The organism is Pseudomonas sp. R3-18-08 (assembly GCF_003852065.1).
Classification (GTDB): Bacteria; Pseudomonadota; Gammaproteobacteria; order Pseudomonadales; family Pseudomonadaceae; genus Aquipseudomonas.
In genome coordinates this window covers 3,643,424-3,661,051 of sequence record NZ_CP027729.1, presented here as the reverse complement: position 1 = coordinate 3,661,051, position 17,628 = coordinate 3,643,424, and the positions used below count along the sequence as shown (strand labels likewise).

General features: G+C 62.9%; 13 protein-coding genes and 1 pseudogene. 6 read left to right on the top strand and 8 right to left on the bottom strand.

What is annotated here, in order from left to right; genetic code table 11:
* Positions 1-49: 49 nt before the first annotated feature.
* The 3 genes and pseudogenes from C4J92_RS16705 to C4J92_RS16695 all read right to left on the bottom strand — a co-directional run bounded on the left by C4J92_RS16705 (position 50) and on the right by C4J92_RS16695 (position 4,598).
* Positions 50-1,462: an efflux transporter outer membrane subunit gene (locus tag C4J92_RS16705; protein WP_124404639.1), complete on the bottom strand. Its 1,413-nt coding sequence runs from the start codon at positions 1,460-1,462 to the stop codon at positions 50-52.
* Positions 1,455-3,427: pseudogene (locus C4J92_RS16700) on the bottom strand (MacB family efflux pump subunit). Before C4J92_RS16700 ends, C4J92_RS16705 begins: the two are co-directional and overlap by 8 nt.
* A 1-nt stretch (position 3,428) precedes the next feature.
* Positions 3,429-4,598, bottom strand: a complete 1,170-nt coding sequence (locus C4J92_RS16695; protein ID WP_124404638.1) for an efflux RND transporter periplasmic adaptor subunit — start codon at positions 4,596-4,598, stop codon at positions 3,429-3,431.
* 256 nt (positions 4,599-4,854) lie between these two features.
* Here C4J92_RS16695 and C4J92_RS16690 point away from each other — a divergent pair, with 256 nt between their 5' ends.
* The 5 genes from C4J92_RS16690 to C4J92_RS16665 all read left to right on the top strand — a co-directional run bounded on the left by C4J92_RS16690 (position 4,855) and on the right by C4J92_RS16665 (position 10,601).
* Positions 4,855-5,337 (top strand): sigma-70 family RNA polymerase sigma factor, encoded by a 483-nt coding sequence (locus C4J92_RS16690; RefSeq protein ID WP_124363428.1) that lies wholly within the window; start codon positions 4,855-4,857, stop codon positions 5,335-5,337.
* A gap of 120 nt (positions 5,338-5,457) precedes the next feature.
* Entirely contained in the window at positions 5,458-6,795 is a 1,338-nt protein-coding gene (locus C4J92_RS16685; protein ID WP_124404637.1) for a lysine N(6)-hydroxylase/L-ornithine N(5)-oxygenase family protein, read from the top strand.
* 172 nt (positions 6,796-6,967) lie between these two features.
* The gene (locus tag C4J92_RS16680; RefSeq protein ID WP_124371175.1) at positions 6,968-8,188 is read left to right on the top strand and encodes a putative DNA modification/repair radical SAM protein; all 1,221 of its coding nucleotides are present in this window, start codon (positions 6,968-6,970) and stop codon (positions 8,186-8,188) included.
* The gene (locus tag C4J92_RS16675; RefSeq protein ID WP_124404636.1) at positions 8,185-9,018 is read left to right on the top strand and encodes a TIGR03915 family putative DNA repair protein; all 834 of its coding nucleotides are present in this window, start codon (positions 8,185-8,187) and stop codon (positions 9,016-9,018) included. The genes C4J92_RS16680 and C4J92_RS16675 overlap by 4 nt, the downstream gene beginning before the upstream one ends.
* Positions 9,019-9,710: 692 nt before the next feature.
* Positions 9,711-10,601, top strand: a complete 891-nt coding sequence (locus tag C4J92_RS16665; protein WP_124404635.1) for a GNAT family acetyltransferase — start codon at positions 9,711-9,713, stop codon at positions 10,599-10,601.
* 129 nt (positions 10,602-10,730) lie between these two features.
* Here C4J92_RS16665 and C4J92_RS16660 read toward each other — a convergent pair whose 3' ends face one another.
* The 5 genes from C4J92_RS16660 to C4J92_RS16640 form a co-directional block, all read right to left on the bottom strand.
* Positions 10,731-11,750, bottom strand: coding sequence for a branched-chain amino acid aminotransferase (locus tag C4J92_RS16660; protein WP_124404634.1), 1,020 nt, complete (start codon positions 11,748-11,750; stop codon positions 10,731-10,733).
* Positions 11,751-11,951: 201 nt separating this feature from the next.
* The gene (lpdA, locus tag C4J92_RS16655) at positions 11,952-13,331 is read right to left on the bottom strand and encodes a dihydrolipoyl dehydrogenase (RefSeq protein WP_124404633.1); all 1,380 of its coding nucleotides are present in this window, start codon (positions 13,329-13,331) and stop codon (positions 11,952-11,954) included.
* Between the two features lie 4 nt (positions 13,332-13,335).
* Positions 13,336-14,607: a dihydrolipoamide acetyltransferase family protein gene (locus C4J92_RS16650; RefSeq protein WP_124404632.1), complete on the bottom strand. Its 1,272-nt coding sequence runs from the start codon at positions 14,605-14,607 to the stop codon at positions 13,336-13,338.
* On the bottom strand, positions 14,608-15,666 hold the full coding sequence (locus tag C4J92_RS16645) for an alpha-ketoacid dehydrogenase subunit beta (protein ID WP_124363420.1): 1,059 nt from the start codon (positions 15,664-15,666) through the stop codon (positions 14,608-14,610).
* Between the two features lies 1 nt (position 15,667).
* Entirely contained in the window at positions 15,668-16,903 is a 1,236-nt protein-coding gene (locus C4J92_RS16640; RefSeq protein WP_124367525.1) for a 3-methyl-2-oxobutanoate dehydrogenase (2-methylpropanoyl-transferring) subunit alpha, read from the bottom strand.
* 194 nt (positions 16,904-17,097) lie between these two features.
* Here C4J92_RS16640 and bkdR point away from each other — a divergent pair, with 194 nt between their 5' ends.
* The gene (gene bkdR / locus C4J92_RS16635) at positions 17,098-17,586 is read left to right on the top strand and encodes a Bkd operon transcriptional regulator BkdR (RefSeq protein ID WP_124371169.1); all 489 of its coding nucleotides are present in this window, start codon (positions 17,098-17,100) and stop codon (positions 17,584-17,586) included.
* The last annotated feature ends 42 nt before the right edge of the window (positions 17,587-17,628 follow it).

Below are 17,628 nucleotides of genomic sequence, written 5' to 3'. Positions count from 1 at the left end.
TAATGTAAGGCGATTAAACGGTTTGTGTACGAAACTGGAGTTTCGTTTTTCAGTTGCCGCTACTCCAGCCACCGCCCAGCGCTTTATACAACGCGATGCTGGCCTGCAAGCGCGACAGTCGCAGTTGCACGTTCAAGTCCTGGGCCGCGTACAAGGTGCGTTGGGTTTCCAGCACCGTGAGCAAATCCTCGGCACCGGCCTGGTAACGGCTTTCTGCGATCTGGAACGCGGTCTGTGCCTGTTGCAACTCCTCGGCTTGCCATTGGCGTTGCTGGTCAAGGCGGGTGATGCTGCTGAGGGCTTTTTCCACGTCGGCAAAGCCGTTAATGATCGCCCCTCGGTAGGTGTGCAGCAGCTCATCCTGGCGCGCACGGGCCTTGTCGCGTTCCGCGCTTAAACGACCGTTGTTGAAGATCGGCGCCACCAGGCCCGAGGTCAGGGTGTAGAACGGGCTGCGCAGGATGTCGTCGGCCTTGTACGCGCCCGAACCCAGGGTCGCGCCCAGGGTAACGGCAGGCAACATCGCCGCACGGGCCACGCGCACATCGGCGCTCGCCGCCGCCAGCTGTGCCTCGGCCTGGGCCAGGTCGGGGCGCCGGCTCAATAACTGGCTCGGCACGCCGGGCCCGATGCTTGGCCAGGTCAGGGCCTGGAACGCCTCGTTGCCCAGCGCCAGCGCCTGCACGGGCTGGCCGAGCAACGCGGCCAGGGTGATCCGCGAATCTTCGGCCAACTGCTCGATCAGCGGCAGTTGCCGTTGCTGGCTGGCCACCAGGCTTTTCTGTTGCGCCAGCTCCAGGGCTGTGGCGGAACCGGCGTCGTAGCGGGTTTGCACCAGCTTCAGCACATTGCGCGCATTCGCCAGGTTCAGCTCGGCGATCTGCATACGCTGGCGCGCGGCCAGGGTTTGCGCGTAGCGGTCGGCCACGTTGCTGAGCAGGGTCAGCTCGACGTTGGCCTGGTCGAACTGGCTGGCCTGCAGGCTCTGCAGTGCACTGTCCCGTGCGGCGGCGCGGCCGCCCCAGAAGTCGAGTTCGTAGCTGGCCGTGAGGTTGGCGTCATAGCTGCTGACGGTTCTGTTGCTCTCGGTGGCGTTCAGGTCCGAGTTGCCGCTGCCGCGCAGCAGCTTTTCACGGCTGGCGGTGAGGTTGAACTTGACCTCGGGCAGCAGCGGCGCGCCGGCGATCACCGCCGTTGCCTGCGCCTGGCGCACGCGGGCCATGGCGGCGGAAACGTCGAAACTGTCACGGCGCGCCTGGTCGATCAGGCGGTTGAGCGAGGGGCTGCCAAATTGCGTCCACCAGCTCTGGTTGGCGGCTTGGTTGGCCGCGCGCTCGGCGTATTGCCAGGCGGCGGGCGGCGCGATGCCGCTGTCGACGGCGGGCGCATTACCCGCACAGGCATTGAGCAACAGGCACAGGCTGAGCAGCGCCAGCGGCGGTGCGAGGGGTCGTTTATTCACTGGTCAACGCCTTAACCGGATCGAGCCGGGCAGCTTTACGGGCCGGCATAAAGCCGAATACGACACCGGTGACCAGCGCGCAGCCAAAGGCGCCAAGCACCGCCATCAGGGAAAACTGCACCGCCACCTCGGCCAGTACCAGCACGCCACCCACCAGCAACGCCAAGGCGATACCCAACAGCCCGCCGACCACCGAGAGCATCACTGCCTCGGTGAGAAACTGGCGCAGGATGTCGCGCTGACGGGCACCGGTGGCCATGCGGATGCCGATTTCGCGGGTACGTTCACGCACGGTCATCAGCATGATGTTCATTACGCCGATGCCGCCCACCAACAGGGAAATCGCCGCAATCGAGCCGAGCATCAACGACAGTGTGTTGGCCGTGCGCGCCTCGGCCTGGATCATCGCGGCGTTGTTGGTCAGGTGATAATCGTCCTTGCCCTGGTGCAGGCGCTTGAGCAACTGGTCGATGGCCTGCTCGGCGGCGTTCACCCGGGTGGCGTCAGCGGCGGCAATCACCACGTACTCCGGGTTATAGCTGCCGAACAGGCGGATGCTGGCGGCGGAGTAGGGGATGGCAATGCGGTCATCACTGTCTTTGTTGCCCGAGCTGGAGCCTTTTTCCTGGAGCACGCCCACCACCTGGAACGGCACGTTTTCGATCAGGATGTACTGGCCGATGGGGTTGCCCCGGCCTTTGAACAGCTTGTCACGCACCCGGGCGCCGATCACCGCGACGGTGGCGGCGTTGCGTTCGTCGGCTTCGGTAAAGTAGCTGCCTTCGACCACCGGCCAGTTGAAGATGCTCGGAAACTGGGTGTCGTTGCCGCCGACATAGGCGATGTAGTCGATGTTGCCGAAACGCACGCCGGCTTCGGCGCCGTTGACCGGCATGATCCGTTTTACCTGGGGCAGGGTGGCCAGGGCGGCCACATCCTGGGGGTGATGATGCCCAGGGGCGTACGCGGGTTGGGTGACGAACCACTGACATACAGGATGTTCGAGCCGAACGCGCCCATCTGCGCCATGACCTGGCGCTTGCTGCCTTCACCCACGGCCAGCATGACCACCACCGAGGCCACGCCAATAATGATTCCGAGCAGGGTCAGCGCGGTGCGAAAACGGTTGATCCACATCACGCGCCAGGCCGCTTGCAATGCGTCGAGCAGTTCGGCCTTCCAGGCGCCGTTGTGTTCGGCGCCGTCGACCAGGCGCTGGCGCAGGTCCACGGCTTGCAGCGCTGTGCTGTCCGCTTCGGCAGGCACGCAGGCCTGGACGCCGGCCGAGTCGCTGATGATCAGGCCGTCGCGAATCTCGATGATGCGGTTGGCCCGTGCGGCCACTTCGCGGTCATGGGTGATCAGGATGACCACATGGCCCTGGCTCGCCAGTTCGTCGAGCAGGCTCATCACTTCGGCGCCGCTGTGGCTGTCGAGGGCGCCGGTGGGTTCGTCGGCGAGGATGATATGCCCGCCGTTCATCAGCGCGCGCGCGATGGACACCCGCTGCTGCTGGCCGCCGGAGAGCTGGTGCGGACGGTTGCCGGTGCGGTCGGCCAGGCCCAGGCGGGTGAGCAGGGCGGTGGCGCGGGCGTGCCGTTCGCTGGCACTGATGCCGGCATAGATCGCCGGCATCTCGACGTTTTCCTGGGCCGATGCCGACGGGATCAAGTGGTAGCCCTGGAACACGAAACCGAAGGCTTCGCGGCGCAGCCAGGCCAGTTCGTCGCTGCCCAGGTGGGCAACGTTTTCACCGGCGAACAGGTAGTCACCGTCGCTCGGGCGGTCGAGGCAACCGAGGATATTCATCAATGTGGACTTGCCGGAGCCGGACGCGCCGACGATGGCGACGAACTCCCCGGCATGGATCGCCAGGTCGATGCCACGCAGCACGTCGACCTGCGGGCTGTCGCCGCCGCCGTAGGATTTGCGGATGTGCTTGAGTTCGATCAGGGGCGTGGTCAATTCAACCCCCGCTGCTGTCGGCCGGGCCGATCAACAGGTGATCGCCTTCGCTGAGGCCATCCAGCACCTGGACGCGCAGGCGGTCGCTGACACCCAGGCGCACCGTGCGCTGCTCGATGCTGCCGTTCTTCGCCACCACCCGGGCGATTTGCGTATCCGCGTTGGGCGTGCCTTGCAGCGCGGCGACCGGTACGGTGAGGGCGTCCTTGACCTGGTTTGCGACGAAAAACACCTGGGTGGTCATTTCCGCCATCAGCGCGTTATCGGCGTTGTCCACGTCCAGCAGCACCGTGTACAGCACCACGCGGCCGCTGCCACTTTTACTGGCGCTGCTCGGGCTGCCGCTGCCCTGGGTTTCGTTCAAGGGTTTGGGCGGAATCGGCAGGATCTGGCGCACTGTGCTGGTCCAACGCCGGCTGCCGCCGCTCAAGGTGGTGAAGTACGCGCTCATACCGGGTTTGACATGGCCGATATCCGCCTCGGAGACTTCGGCCCACACGGTCATCGGCGACAACCTGGCGATGCGCAGGATCAGCGGGGTTTGTTGTTGCGCGTTGAGCGTCTGGCCGACCCGCGCATCCACCGCGACCACGGTACCGGCCATCGGCGCATAGATACGCGTGTAGCCCAGTTCCGCTTCATCGCTGCGCAGGCTGGCCCGCGCCTGGCGGATCTGCGCCTGGAACATCTCGACCCGTGCCTGGGTCGCGCTCAGTTCGGCCCTGGCGGTTTGTACATCCTCTTCGCGCGTGGCGTTGCCGGCGCTCAGGCGTTGCTGGCGCTGGTACTTCTGGCGCGCCAATGCATGCTGGGCCTGCTGCTCCTGCAACTGCGCCTCAAGGTTTTCGATGGCGTAGCGGCTGGCATCGAGCTTGGCCTTTTGCGTCGAGGGGTCGATCTCTACCAGCAATTGGCCCTCCTTGACCTGGTCGCCGGCTTCGACGTGGATCTTCTGGATCTGCCCGGAAGCCTGGGCGCCCACATCTACATAACGCCGCGGTTGCAGGGTGCCCAGGGCCGTGACGCTGTTTTCGATATCGCCACGGGTGACGGTGACGGTGGCCAGGGTGTCGCGACCCGGCGCCAGGCCTTGCCAGGTGGCAAACGCAACGAGGGGAATCAGGCACGCCACCACAAGCAGGGCGCGTCGGGCAGGTCGAGGGCGTTTCATGCGTAGGTTCCAGCCAGGAAAGATCGGGGCGCAGTCGCGCAGAGCTGACAGTTAAACGAAGAAAATGCCGCAGGATTTAGGCGGTTACACGCGCGGTTACAGCTCGCGCGGCGAAAAAAATCGGCCGTTGATGCGAGACTTCTTTAAAAGTAGATGAGAATTACTATAAATTGCACCTACTCAAACTGCCATCATCGATGGGCCTGTTCCTACACGGACTGGCATCGTTAGCACCACGGCCACGGGGCCAGGAGTCATGTTGGAAAACTACTATCGTGAGCTGGTGTGTTTCCTCAACGCCAAGCTGGGCAACCGTCAGGTGGCCGAGGATGTGGTGCATGACGCGTATGTGCGGGTGCTGGAGCGTTCCAGTGACACCCCGATCGAACAGCCGCGCGCGTTCCTGTATCGCACCGCGTTGAACCTGGTGATTGACGGCCATCGGCGCAACGCCCTGCGCCAGGTCGAGCCGCTGGAGGTGTTGGACAGCGAAGAACGCTTCGCCCCGTGTTCACCCCACGCCAGCCACGACCAGGGCCAGCGCCTGGAGCTGCTCGAGCGCGCCCTGGCCGAGCTGCCGGCGGCCTGTCGCGACAGTTTCCTGCTGCGCAAACTCGACGGCCTGTCCCATCTGCAAATCGCCGAGCGCCTGAGCATTTCCCGCAGCCTGGTGGAAAAGCACATCGTCAATGCCATGAAGCACTGCCGGTCACGCATGCGTGAGTGGGAAGCCCACTGAAGCGGCATTAGTTAAATTTTATTTCACTGTCCTCGTTTCCTATCAACACACGGCCTGTTGTGCAGGCCATGAAGGTATTCCCGCCCCAACCGCCAAGGGGCTTATCCAGAGGACACTGGAATGACACAGGCAATTGCTTCGCCCGCGGTTCACGACCTGATCGGTATCGGCTTCGGCCCTTCGAACCTGGCGCTGGCCATCGCCCTGCAGGAGCGTGAAAAGGCCCAGGGCAAACTGGACGTGCTGTTCCTCGACAAACAAGCCGACTACCGCTGGCACGGCAATACCCTGGTGACCCAGAGCGAACTGCAGATTTCCTTCCTCAAGGACCTGGTGACCCTGCGCAACCCCACCAGCCCGTATTCCTTCGTCAATTACCTGAAGGCCCACGACCGCCTGGTGGACTTTATCAACCTGGGCACGTTCTACCCGTGCCGCATGGAGTACAACGACTACCTGCGCTGGGTCGCCGGGCAATTCCAGGCCCAGGCCCGCTACGGCGAAGAAGTGCTGGCCATCGAGCCGATCCTGCACCAGCAGCAGGTGGAAGCGCTGCGCGTGATTTCCCGTGACGCCCAGGGTGAACAGCATGTGCGCACCACGCGTGCGGTGGTGGTCAGCGCCGGTGGCACGCCGCGTATTCCCGAAGCGTTCAAGGCGCTCAAGGGCGACAGCCGGGTGTTCCACCATTCCCAGTACCTGGAGCGCATGGCGAGCCAGCCCTGTGTCGACGGCAAGGCCATGCGCATTGCGGTGATTGGCGGCGGCCAGAGCGCGGCCGAAGCCTTTATCGACCTCAACGACAGCTTCCCCTCGGTGCAGGTCGACTTGATCCTGCGCGGCTCGGCGCTCAAACCCGCCGACGACAGCCCGTTCGTCAACGAAGTGTTCTCGCCGGCCTTTACAGACCTGGTGTTCCAGCAAGTCGGCGCCGAGCGTGAGCGGCTGGTTGCCGAGTACCAGAACACCAACTACTCGGTGGTGGACCTGGACCTGATCGAACGTATCTACGGCATTTTCTATCGGCAGAAAGTCTCCGGCATCGCACGTCAGGCGTTCCGCACCATGACCGTCGTCGAAAAGGCCACCCCCGGACCGCTCGGCATCGAACTGGTGCTGCGCAACAACGCCAGCGGCGAAACCAGCGTCGGCCACTACGACGCGGTGATCCTCGCCACCGGCTACGAGCGCCAGATGCACCGCGAACTGCTCGCGCCGCTGCACGCCTACATGGGCGACTTCGAAGTGGCCCGCGACTACCGTATCGTCACCGATGAGCGCTGCAAGGCGGGTATCTATATCCAGGGGTTCAGCCAGGCCAGCCATGGCTTGAGCGATACGTTGCTGTCGGTGCTGCCGATTCGCGCGGATGAGATTGCGGCGTCGTTGTATGCCAATGACCGCAGCCATGATTCAGCGCGTTCGGTGCAGGACCTGTTGTTGGCGACGGCGAGCTGATCTGACCTTGTAGGAGCGAGCTTGCTCGCGAAAAACGTCAACGATAACGTGCCTCTTCTGAATCAACGCGGCGCCCTTGCGTTCTTCGCGAGCAAGCTCGCTCCTACAGACGGCACTTGTGACAGGGGGTTGCTGCTGATACTGTACAAAAAACCAGTATCGGTAGCTCTCCATGCAGTTGATCGAAAAACTCAGCATCCTCGCCGACGCCGCCAAGTACGACGCGTCATGCGCCAGCAGTGGCGCACCCAAGCGCAGCTCCGAAGGCAAGGCGGGGCTGGGTTCCACCGATGGCATGGGGATTTGCCACAGCTATACGCCTGACGGGCGTTGCGTGTCGCTGCTCAAGGTGTTGCTCACCAACTTCTGTCTCTACGACTGCCAGTATTGCGTCAACCGCCGTTCCAGCGACGTGCCCCGTGCGCGGTTCAGCCCGGAGGAGGTGGTCACCCTGACCCTGGACTTCTACAAACGCAATTGCGTCAGCGGCCTGTTTCTCAGTTCCGGCATCATCCGTTCGGCCGACTACACCATGGAACAATTGGTGCGGGTCGCCAGGCTGTTGCGCGAAGAGCACGACTTTCGCGGCTACATCCACCTCAAGACCATTCCCGAAGCCGACCCGGCGCTGATCGCCGAGGCCGGGCGTTATGCCGACCGCCTGAGTGTGAATATCGAACTGCCCACCGATGCCAGCCTGCAAACCCTGGCGCCTGAAAAGCAGATCGTCTCGATCAAGCAGGCCATGCAAACCATCTACACCGGTGAGCAGACCGTGCTCAACGAACCCCGCGCGCCGCGCTTCGCCCCGGCCGGGCAGAGCACGCAGATGATCGTCGGCGCCGACGACACCGACGACAGCACCATCCTGCACGGTGCCGAAGCCCTGTATGGCAATTACAAGCTGCGCCGCGTGTATTACTCGGCCTTCAGTCCCATCCCCAACAGCCCGAAAAGCGTGCCCCTGGCCGCGCCGCCGCTGATGCGCGAGCATCGTTTGTACCAGGCCGATTTTCTATTGCGCAGCTACGGTTTCAGCGCCAACGAGCTGTTCGAAGGCCCCGGCCACCTGGCTTTGGATATCGACCCCAAGCTGGCCTGGGCCCTGGAACATCGTGAGGTGTTCCCCCTGGACCTGAATCGCGCCGAACCGACCTTGATCGCGCGCATCCCCGGCATTGGCCTGCGCACCACCCAGCGCCTGGTCGACCTGCGCCGCGAACGCAAGATCCGCTTCGAAGACCTGGCGCGCATGCGTTGCGTACTGGCCAAGGCCAAGCCGTTTTTCATCACCAGCGATTACCACCCCCAACAAGCGGACACCACCAGCGTTTTGCTGCGCGAGCAGCTGCGTGATCGCCCGCAACCGCAACAGATGGGGTTGTGGGGATGATCAGCCTGGAATGCGACAACCTGTTCAGCACCTGGCGCGAACAGGCGCGTTGGCTGCTCAGCCATCAGGTCGACCCCAGCCAGGTGAGTTGGGGCGAGGCCGAGGTGGCGGATCTGTTTGCCACCGACGAGCCGATTCCGCCTGGGCCTGGCCCGTTCCAAGCGCGCATTCCCAAGGCGTTGTTGCACCTGCTGGAATCGGCCGCCTGCTACCACGGCGACCAGCGCTGGAGCTTGCTGTACGAGGTGTTATGGCGGGTCAGCCATGGCGATCGCACGGCGATGCTGGCCGGTGACAAGTTGGGCAGCGAGTTGCAGCGACGCATCAAGCAGGTCAGCCGTGAAGCCCACCACTTGCACGCGTTTGTGCGGTTTATCGCATTGCCGCCGGGGGCAGGGCCGGAGCTGCCGGAGTACGTGGCCTGGCACGAACCGGCCCACGATATTCTGCAAAGCGCCAGCCAGCATTTTGTCGGACGCATGGGCCGGCATCGCTGGATGATCGCAACGCCCCTGGACGGCGTGTATTACGATGGCGAGCAATTGATTCACCAACGCCAGTGCCCCGAGGCTTGGCAGCAACTGGCGCAGAATGTCGAGGACCCGCACAGCGCCATGTGGTTGACCTATTACAGCCACATCTTCAACCCGGCGCGGTTGAACCCCAAGGTGATGGAAGGGCATTTGCCGAGCCGGTTCTGGAAGAACCTGCCGGAGGGCAAGTTGATTCCGGGGCTGATCAGCGAGGCGCGTACGGGCAAGCAGAAAGATGGGCAGGCCAAGCTGGTTGGTGCCAAGCCGGGCAAACGTATTTCAAGTGGGCACGGTTAGAAAATGTGGGGGGGCTTGCCCTAATGCCAGTCAGTTAAGGCGACACCGAACCTGCTACTTCTTAACTGACTGGCATTAGAGCTTGCCCCCGATGGCCATAGGTATCTACACAATTTTATAGCAGCAGCCTACGGTAACCACGATGCGAAGCGAGCCGCTTTTGCTTTTGCTCTTGCTCTTGCTTTTGCTTTTGATCTTAGGCGCCCCGTTAAACCACGCTGGCCGGAATCCGATAGTGATTTGGGGGGTAAACCGGCAGGGATGCCGGTTTAGCCGCCCCGCGCCATGGATGGCGCGTGGCGGCGGCCCCCCAAATCACTGTCGGATTACGGGCACACCGAGCCGGGGCGAGGTGCCGAGTGGTGGGGCAAGAGCCCTTTGGTTACTTTGGGGCTCTTTTCCAAAGTGACCCGCCGTCAGGGCGGAACCCTAAGCCGCCGTTACCGCAGCAACGGATATGTACTCGCTCTGATCCAGCATCCTGGTCGGCCCTGAGGCCGCCATCGGGAGCAAGCCCCCTCCCACATTTGGATCGCGCGGCATCAGTCAGATAGCTATAGGCCGCCAGGCTGCCACGGGAGCAAGCTCCCTCGCCACAGGTTCGGTGTCGCCTTAACCGACTGGCGTTAGGGCATGGCCCTCTCACATTGGTATTGTGGTGCTCGTTATAGCGCCGTCTGCCAGGAGCAAGCATGTCTACCGTCGTTCGTACTGCCCAAGCCTCAGATGCCGAGGGCATCAGCCAGGTCATCCTCGCCGCCTTGCACGGCAGTAATGCACGGGATTACCCGGCGGATGTGATCGCTCGCGTGGCGAGCAATTTCACACCCGAGGCGGTGCTGGAACTGCTCAAGCGTCGTGTGGTGCTGGTGGCGGTAAAAGCCGATGTGATCGTCGCCACGGCGGCCCTGGACGCCAATGTGGTGCGCTCGGTGTTCGTCAATCCGGTGCTGCAAGGGCAGGGCATTGGCCGGCTGCTGATGATCGAGATCGAACTGCGCGCCCGTGAAGCCGGTGTGAGTGTGTTGAGCGTGCCGTCTTCGCTGACCGCCGAGCCGTTCTATAGCAAGCTGGGTTTTCATACTGTGCGCGATGTCTACCACGGCAACGAGCGCACGCTGGTCATGGAAAAGGCGCTGCTGTCTCGGCATCCCATCGGCCCGTATCGCGACCGCCAGCACCGTGCGCAGGTGGTAGCGTTATGGCAGGAAGCGTTCGGCTATGACACCGCGCATAACCTGCCGACCCTGGCGATCGATAAGAAACTGGCGGTCAATGACGGATTGTTCTTTGTCGCCACCGATAAAAAAACCGTGATCGGCACGATCCTCGCCGGGTACGACGGCCATCGTGGCTGGCTGTATTCGGTGGCGGTGCACGCCGACTATCGTCGCCACGGCCTGGGATCATCGTTGGTGCGTCACGCGGAACAGGCATTGACGGCGCTGGGTTGCATGAAGATCAACCTGCAGATCACCAGCGGCAATGACGCGGTGGCGGGGTTTTACGAGGCGTTGGGGTATGGGGTGGAACAGAGGATCAGCATGGGCAAGAAGATTGCCAGTAACATCCCCCAATCTTGAAAATACCGGTAATCAAAATGTGGGAGGGGGCTTGCTCCCGATAGCAATGTGTCAGTCACCGAAGATGTTGACTGATACACCGCCATCGGGAGCAAGCCCCCTCCCACATTGGGTTTTGCGTTGTGGCTATTAGACCTTGACGATCCAACCCGCTGGCGCTTCAACATCACCGGTCTGCACGCCCGTCAGCTCTTTGTAGAGCTTCTGGGTAACTGGGCCCACTTCGGTCTCGCTGTGGAACACGTGCAGTTTGCCGTTGTACTGGATGCCGCCGATCGGCGAGATCACCGCAGCGGTACCGCAGGCGCCGGCTTCTTTGAATTGATCCAGCTTGTCGATGAACACTTCGCCCTCGACCACGGTAAGGCCCAGGCGGCTCTGGGCCAGTTCGATCAGCGACAGGCGGGTGATGCCCGGCAGTACCGAAGGCGACTTCGGTGTGATGAACTGGTTGTCATGGGTGATGCCGAAAAAGTTGGCCGAGCCGACTTCTTCGATTTTCGAATGGGTCATCGGGTCCAGGTAGATCGCGTCGGCGAAGCCGGATTTTTTCGCTTCCGAACCTGGCATCAGGCTGGCGGCATAGTTACCGCCGACTTTCGCGGCACCGGTGCCTTGTGGCGCGGCGCGGTCGAAGGTGGAGATCTGGAAGTTGTGGGGCACCAGGCCGCCTTTGAAATAGGCGCCGACCGGGATGCAGAACACCGAGAAGATGAACTCCGGCGCAGTGCGCACACCGATGTTGTCACCGGTGCCGATCACGAACGGGCGCAGGTACAGCGCGCCGCCGCTGCCGTAAGGCGGGATGAAGCGCTCGTTGGCCTTGACCACTTGTTTGCAGGCGTCGATGAACGCATCGGTCGTCACATGCGGCATCAGCAGGCGGGCACAGCTACGCTGCATGCGCGCGGCGTTCTGGTCCGGACGGAACAGGTTGATCGAGCCGTCCTTGCAGCGGTAGGCCTTGAGGCCTTCAAAGCACTGTTGGCCGTAGTGCAGGGCGGTGGAGCCCTCGCTGATGTGCAGCACATTGTCGTCGGTCAGGCTGCCGTCTTGCCATTCGCCGTTTTTCCAGACCTGGAGAAACCGCTTGTCGGTCTTGATGTAGTCAAAACCCAGCGTGTCCCAATTGATGCTCTCGTTACCCATGACACCCTCTATCTTGGTCAAGTCGGATTTTTTTCTGGATGGCGCAACAATACTGCATTCTTGGCTGGTGTGGGAGCGGGCGGATGGACCATTCGACATCTCTGTTGGCTGATCCATTGCTATCGGGGGCAAGCCCCCTCCCACAGGGGAACGCATTCCAAATGTGGGAGGGGGCTTGCCCCCGATGGCCTCGCCACGGTTCTACAGATGCAACGCGTGGCCCAAGGCGCGCAACGCCGCTTCCTGCACCGCCTCACCCAAGGTCGGATGGGCATGGATGGTGCCGGCCACATCTTCCAGGCGCGCGCCCATTTCCAGGCTCAGGCCGAACGCCGTGGACAGCTCGGACACGCCAGCGCCCACCGCCTGCCAGCCCACAATCAAATGATTGTCACGCCGCGCCACCACCCGCACGAAGCCGGTGTTCGACTCCAGGGTCATGGCCCGGCCGTTGGCGGCGAAGGGGAAGCTCGACACGATGCACTCAACACCCGCCGCCTTGGCTTCATCAGGCGTCTTGCCGACCACCACCAGTTCCGGGTCGGTAAAGCATACGGCCGGGATCGCCGCCGGGTTGAATTCGCGGGGTTTGCCGCTGATCAGTTCGGCAACCATTTCGCCCTGGGCCATGGCGCGGTGCGCCAGCATCGGCTCGCCGCTCAGGTCGCCGATGGCCCAGACGTTGCGCATGCTGGTCTGGCAACGGCTGTCGATCTTGATCGCCGCGCCGTTCATCGCCAGGTTCAGCGCTTCGAGGTTCCAGCCCTGGGTGTTGGGTTTGCGACCCACGGCCACCAGCACCTGGTCGGTCTCCAACGCCAGCGTGTCGCCATTCGGGTCGCGCACTTGCAGGCGGTTGTCGGTAAAGCCAGTGACGCTGTGCTGGAGGTATAGCTTGATGCCCAATCGTTTGAGCGACTCGCCGACCGGTTGGGTCAGCTCGGCGTCGTAGGCCGGCAGGATGCGCTCCTGAGCCTCGACCACACTGACCTCGGCACCGAGCTTGCGGTAGGCAATTCCCAGCTCCAGGCCGATATAACCGCCACCCACCACGATCAGCCGCTTCGGTATGCGGGTCGGGGCCAGGGCTTCGGTGGACGAGATGACCGGCCCGCCCAGCGGCAGCATCGGCAGCTCGACGCTTTTCGAACCGGTGGCCAGCAGCAGGTGCTCGCACTGAATGCGCTGGTCGCCCACGTCGACAGTCTTGCCGTCCACCACCTTGGCCCAGCCATGGATCACCTGCACCTTGTGTTTTTTCAGCAGCGCGGCGACGCCGGTGGTCAGGCGGTCGACGATACCGTCTTTCCATTCCACGCTTTTGCGGATGTCCAGGGTGGGCACATCCATTTCGATGCCCAGGGGCGAGCCCTGGCTGTGGTGAACGCTTTGCTGGAACTGTTCGGCCACGTGGATCAAGGCTTTGGACGGAATGCAGCCGATGTTCAGGCAGGTACCGCCCAACGCCTGGCCTTCCACCAGAATGGTCGGGATGCCCAGTTGGCCGGCGCGAATCGCGGCCACATAACCGCCCGGGCCGCCGCCGATAATCAGCAGGGTGGTGTGTAATGTCTGAGTCATGCCCTTACTCCAGGAACAGGCTGGCGGGTTGTTCGAGCAGGCTGCGAATGGCCTGGATGAATTGCGCCGCGTCCATGCCATCGACCACGCGGTGATCGAACGAGCTGGAGAGGTTCATCATCTTGCGCACCACGATCTGGCCCTTGATCACCATGGGCCGCTCGACGATGCGGTTGACGCCGACGATGGCGACTTCCGGCAGGTTCAGTACCGGCGTGCTGACAATCCCGCCCAGCGCGCCGAGGCTGGTCAGGGTGATAGTCGAGCCCGACAGCTCGTCGCGGCTGGCCTTGCCAGTGCGCGCAGCCGTGGCCAGGCGTGCGATTTCTTCGGCATTGCCCCACAGGCTGCGGGCTTCGGCGTGGCGCACCACCGGCACCATCAGGCCGACGTCGCTCTGGGTGGCGACGCCCACATGCACCGCCCCAAGGCGGGTGATGACTTGGGCTTCGTCGTCGTAGCGCGCGTTGATCTGGGGAAAATCGCGCAGTGCCACCACCATGGCGCGCACGATGAACGGCAACAGGGTCAGCTTGCCGCGGGTGGTGCCGTGTTTTTCATTGAGGTGCACGCGCAGCTCGTCCAGCGCCGTGACGTCGATTTCTTCCACATAGCTGAAATGCGCGGCGCGGCGGGTGGCGTCCTGCATGCGCTGGGCGATCTTGCGGCGCATGCCGATCACCGGAATCTGATGCTCGTCGTTGCGTTCGGCGTAAGGGTTGGCGGCGGTCGCGGTGTTGCTCGTGCCTTGCTGAAGGTAGGCGTCGAGGTCTTCATGCAGAATCCGCCCGGCCGGGCCTGTGCCCTGCACCAGACGCAACGCAATACCCGCATCCAACGCACGCTTGCGCACGGCGGGGGAGGCCAGCGGGCGTTCATTGGCATCACGCGCTATCGCTACCGATGCGTGGGCCTGGGCCTGGGCCGCGACAGGCGCAGGCTGGCGTTCAACCGGTGCCGGCGTGCTTTCCACCACCTGCGCGGCTTTTTCCACCGGAGCGGCCACGGCTGGCGCTTCCTTGGCGTTACCGGCGCCTTCGACTTCAATGCTGATCAAAATACTGCCCACCGCCATGACTTCACCTGGCTCACCGCCGAGGGAAATCACCTTGCCGTGGACCGGCGAGGGAATATCCACCATCGCCTTGTCGGTCATCACATCCGCCAGCACCTGGTCTTCGACGACCATGTCGCCGACCTTGACATGCCACTGTGACAGTTCAACTTCCGCGATGCCTTCGCCGATGTCCGGCATCTTGATTACGTGCGTGCCCATTCAGACCTCCATGACCCGTTTCAACGCCGCGCCCACTCGGGACGGGCCTGGGAAATACGCCCACTCCTGCGCGTGCGGGTAGGGGGTGTCCCAGCCGGTGACGCGCTCGATCGGCGCTTCCAGGTGGTGGAAGCAATGTTCCTGCACCAGCGCCACCAGCTCGGCGCCAAACCCGCAGGTGCGCGTGGCTTCGTGCACCACGACGCAACGGCCGGTCTTTTTCACCGAGTTGACGATGGTTTCCAGGTCCAGCGGCCACAGGCTGCGCAGGTCGATGACTTCGGCGTCGATGCCGGTTTCTTCGGCGGCGACTTGCGACACGTACACGGTGGTGCCGTAGGTCAGCACGGTCACGGCCGAACCCGGACGCACGATGGCGGCCACGTCCAGCGGCACGGTGTAGTAACCGTCCGGCACTTGCGCTTGCGGGTGTTTCGACCACGGCGTCACCGGGCGGTCGTGGTGGCCATCGAACGGGCCGTTATACAGGCGCTTGGGTTCAAGGAAGATCACCGGGTCATCGTTTTCGATGGAGGCGATCAGCAGGCCCTTGGCATCGTAAGGGTTGGACGGCATAACGGTACGCAGGCCGCAGACCTGGGTGAACACCGCTTCGATACTCTGGCTGTGGGTCTGGCCGCCGTAGATGCCGCCGCCGCATGGCATGCGCATGGTCAAGGGCGCGGTGAACTGGCCGGCCGAGCGATAACGCAGGCGCGCGGCCTCGGAGATGATCTGGTCGGTGGCGGGGTAGACGTAGTCGGCGAACTGGATTTCCGCGACCGGGCGCAGGCCGTAGGCGCCCATGCCCACCGCCACGCCGATGATGCCGCTTTCGGAAATCGGCGCGTCGAATACCCGTGAGCTGCCGTACTTGGTCTGCAGGCCTTCGGTGCAACGGAACACGCCGCCGAAGTAACCGACGTCCTGGCCGAACACCACCACATTGTCGTCACGTTCAAGCATCACATCCATGGCCGAGCGCAGGGCCTGGATCATGGTCATGGTGGTGGTGGTCATGGCGGTTTCCAGTTCGATGCTGTTGTTGTGATCGTTCATGTCAGACCCCCAGCTCTTGACGCTGGCGCTTCAAGTGCTCCGGCATCTCTTTATAAACGTCTTCGAACATGGTCGCGGCGCTTGGAATCTGGCCGCCGGCGAGGGTGCCGTACTGTTCGGCCTGTTTTTGCGCGGCGATGACTTCGGCTTCAAGTTCGGCACTGACCGCCGCGTGTTCCTCTTCGGACCACTGGCCAATCCGGATCAGGTGCTGCTTGAGACGGGCAATCGGGTCGCCCAATGGGAAGTGGCTCCAGTCATCAGCGGGGCGGTACTTGGACGGATCATCGGAGGTCGAGTGCGGGCCGGCGCGGTAAGTGACCCACTCGATCAGGCTCGGCCCCAGGTTACGGCGCGCACGCTCGGCGGCCCAGGCAGACGCGGCGTACACCGCAATGAAGTCGTTGCCGTCGACCCGCAGCGAAGCGATGCCGCAACCCACGCCGCGTCCGGCGAAGGTAGTGGCTTCACCACCGGCGATGGCCTGAAAGGTCGAGATGGCCCATTGGTTATTCACCACGTTGAGGATCACCGGGGCGCGGTAGACATGGGCGAAGGTGAGGGCGGTGTGGAAGTCCGATTCAGCCGTGGCGCCGTCGCCGATCCAGGCCGAGGCGATCTTGGTATCGCCCTTGATCGCCGAGGCCATGCCCCAGCCCACGCCCTGTACGAACTGGGTGGCGAGGTTGCCGGAAATGGTGAAGAAGCCGGCGTCCCTGACCGAGTACATGATCGGCAGCTGGCGGCCCTTGAGCGGGTCGCGCTCGTTGGACAGCAGTTGGCAGATCAGGTCGACCAGCGGCACATCGCGAGCCATCAGGATGCTTTGCTGGCGGTAGGTGGGGAAACACATGTCGTCAATGTTCAAGGCCAGGGCCTGGGCGCTGCCAATGGCTTCTTCGCCTAGGCTCTGCATGTAGAACGACATTTTTTTCTGGCGCTGGGCGACCACCATGCGGTTGTCGAAGATGCGCGTCTTGAGCATCGCGCGCATGCCTTTGCGCATGATGTCGGCGCTGACACCCTCGGCCCACGGCCCCAGGGCCTGGCCCTGGTCGTCGAGCACGCGGATCAGGCCCTTGGCCAGGTCGGCGGTGTCGGCCGGTTCTACGTCGATGGCGGGTTTGCGCACCAGGCCGGCGTCGGTCAGGCGCAGGTAGGTGAAGTCGGTCTTGCAGCCTGGACGGCCCGAGGGTTCAGGGACGTGCAGGCGCAGCGGTTCGTACGGCTGGGTCATGGCTTCTACGCTCGATCTTGTGAATTTCTTGTAGTGGGCGCGCTAGCTGACAGTCAGTCTTCGGGTAGAAGAAATCTTGTCCTACAACAATCATAGGCGTGGCGTAGAAGAATATTTATCTGTGTTTCGTTGCGCTCAGGAACATTTGCGGATAAAAAATCTGCATAAACATAATAAACAGGTGATTTTGTCTCATGCGCAAACTGGACCGTACCGATATCGGCATTCTCAACGCCCTGCAGGAGAACGCGCGCATCACCAACGCCGACCTGGCCCGCTCGGTCAACCTGTCGCCCACGCCGTGCTTCAACCGGGTCAAGGCGATGGAGGAGTTGGGCTTGATTCGCGAGCAGGTCACGCTGCTGGACGCCGACCTGCTGGGGCTGCACGTGAATGTGTTCATCCATGTCAGCCTGGAAAAGCAGAATGAACTGGCGTTGCAGCAGTTCGAGGGGGCGATCTCCGACCGGCCGGAAGTGATGGAGTGTTACCTGATGGCCGGCGACCCGGATTATCTGATTCGGGTGCTGGTGCCGACGATCCAGGCCCTGGAGCGCTTCATGATGGACTTTCTGACCAAGGTGCCGGGTGTGGCGAACATCCGTTCCAGCTTTGCCTTGAAGCAAGTGCGCTACAAAACCGCACTGCCGTTACCGGCCAACGGCATCAGCCTAGGTTCCTGACACACCGCAGGTCGAAATGTGGGAGGGGGCTTGCCCCCGATA

Bases quoted from the DNA above. Each gene is read 5' to 3' on its own strand.
- C4J92_RS16650 (WP_124404632.1), bottom strand. From the start codon at position 14,607: ATGGGCACGCACGTAATCAAGATGCCGGACATCGGCGAAGGCATCGCG.
- C4J92_RS16690 (WP_124363428.1), top strand. From the start codon at position 4,855: ATGTTGGAAAACTACTATCGTGAGCTGGTGTGTTTCCTCAACGCCAAG.
- C4J92_RS16665 (WP_124404635.1), top strand. From the start codon at position 9,711: ATGTCTACCGTCGTTCGTACTGCCCAAGCCTCAGATGCCGAGGGCATC.
- C4J92_RS16695 (WP_124404638.1), bottom strand. From the start codon at position 4,598: ATGAAACGCCCTCGACCTGCCCGACGCGCCCTGCTTGTGGTGGCGTGC.
- C4J92_RS16685 (WP_124404637.1), top strand. From the start codon at position 5,458: ATGACACAGGCAATTGCTTCGCCCGCGGTTCACGACCTGATCGGTATC.
- bkdR (WP_124371169.1), top strand. From the start codon at position 17,098: ATGCGCAAACTGGACCGTACCGATATCGGCATTCTCAACGCCCTGCAG.
- C4J92_RS16675 (WP_124404636.1), top strand. From the start codon at position 8,185: ATGATCAGCCTGGAATGCGACAACCTGTTCAGCACCTGGCGCGAACAG.
- lpdA (WP_124404633.1), bottom strand. From the start codon at position 13,331: ATGACTCAGACATTACACACCACCCTGCTGATTATCGGCGGCGGCCCG.
- C4J92_RS16645 (WP_124363420.1), bottom strand. From the start codon at position 15,666: ATGAACGATCACAACAACAGCATCGAACTGGAAACCGCCATGACCACC.
- C4J92_RS16660 (WP_124404634.1), bottom strand. From the start codon at position 11,750: ATGGGTAACGAGAGCATCAATTGGGACACGCTGGGTTTTGACTACATC.
- C4J92_RS16680 (WP_124371175.1), top strand. From the start codon at position 6,968: ATGCAGTTGATCGAAAAACTCAGCATCCTCGCCGACGCCGCCAAGTAC.
- C4J92_RS16640 (WP_124367525.1), bottom strand. From the start codon at position 16,903: ATGACCCAGCCGTACGAACCGCTGCGCCTGCACGTCCCTGAACCCTCG.